Raw genomic sequence first — 1,571 nt, 5'->3', positions numbered from 1 at the left:
TGATAATTTAATATGCAAAATAGGAATACAGATGATGTGAGTCAGATTTCGAATATAAAAAGACCCTCTTAAAAAAGAAGGCCTTTTACTAAAAACAATTTCCTTGAAGTTTGACTACAGTGGAATCGCTTCAGTCACTACTCTGTTCTCATGTTGTTTTTTATGTAAAGCTCTATAACGTGCGCCTTTATGGTTAGCTGGGAGGTGAGCACCCTGATTGAACAATTTTTCACGAAGCGTACCTTCTTTATATTCTTTTTGGTATACGCCACGGCGTTGTAATTCAGGAACCACATATTCCACGACATCTTCAAAGCTTTTATGAGCAAGGATATAAGCCAGATTAAAGCCATCAATATCAGTTTCTTCAACCCATTCTTGTAATTTATCTGCGACTGTTGCTGGTGAGCCTACGATGACTGGACCATTTCCTCCTATACTTGTCCAGTGGGCGATTTCTTCGATCGTCCAGACTCTATTTGGATCTGCCTTAACATAAGAGTCTAATAAAGACTGGATCGCATTGGTTTCAATATATTCAACTTGATCAGTTGACTGAAACTGGGAAAAATCTACGCCTGACCAGCCTGAAACCAATGTCAAGCCACCATCATAGCTACCGTAACTTTGATATTCTTTAAACTTTTTTTGAGCCTTTTCATCTGTTTCATCAACCACGATAGCAAGCATGGTGTAAATCAGGACAGATGACGGATCTCGTCCTTCTTCAACCAATTTACTACGAATTCCTTGCGTAAGTTGTTTCACGGCTGCTTTGGTTGGAGCAGAGATAAAAACACATTCTGCATTCTGGCTAGCAAAACGTTGCCCACGGCTAGAAGCACCTGCCTGATATAAAACAGGTGTTCTTTGCGGAGATGGTTCACAAATATGAATACCAGGAACGGTAAAATATTGACCTTCATGTTGAATAGGATGAACTTTATTAAAATCTGCGAATATGCCTTGCTCTTTATCACGCAGTACAGCATCGTTTTCCCATGAGCCTTCCCAGAGCTTATACAAAACTTCTAAATATTCATCCGCAATATCATAGCGGTTATCATGATTGACCTGAGTTTTTAGCCCTAAGTTTTTAGAACCGCTTTCCAGATACGAGGTAACAATATTCCAGCCCGCACGACCTTTAGTCAGGTGATCAAGTGTGCTCATACGTCGTGCAAATGGATAAGGATGTTCAAATGATATCGATGTCGTCACCCCAAACCCCAAATGTCTGGTTACTGCTGCCATAGCAGGAACAACCTGTAAAGGATCATTGACGGGTACTTGTACCGCACCCGTAATGGCATGTTCATTTGTCCCATGATAAACATCATAAATGCCTAAAACATCTGCCAGGAATACCCCATCAAATTTCCCTTTTTCCAAAATTTTGGCTAAATCTGTCCAATATTCCAGATCTTTATATTCTGTAGAGCGGTCTAAAGGATGACGCCAAAGTCCAGGTGACTGATGTGCAATGCAGTTCATTTCGAATGCATTAAAGTGAATTTGTTTAGTCATAATACTATCGTTGGCTTTATTTGATTCGATNTTTATAATATCTC

At 39.7% G+C, this 1,571-nt stretch carries 1 protein-coding gene; it reads right to left on the bottom strand.

Annotated elements, in window-relative coordinates:
- Positions 1–114 precede the first annotated feature (114 nt).
- The gene (locus tag KPC_RS19645; protein WP_121975984.1) at positions 115–1,527 is read right to left on the bottom strand and encodes an LLM class flavin-dependent oxidoreductase; all 1,413 of its coding nucleotides are present in this window, start codon (positions 1,525–1,527) and stop codon (positions 115–117) included.
- Positions 1,528–1,571: the final 44 nt, after the last annotated feature.

Origin of the sequence: Acinetobacter stercoris, from assembly GCF_900323515.1 — a bacterium.
Taxonomy (GTDB): domain Bacteria; phylum Pseudomonadota; class Gammaproteobacteria; order Pseudomonadales; family Moraxellaceae; genus Acinetobacter; species Acinetobacter stercoris.
Note: the sequence above shows the minus strand (reverse complement) of the source record. Positions and strands in the feature narration are given on the sequence as shown.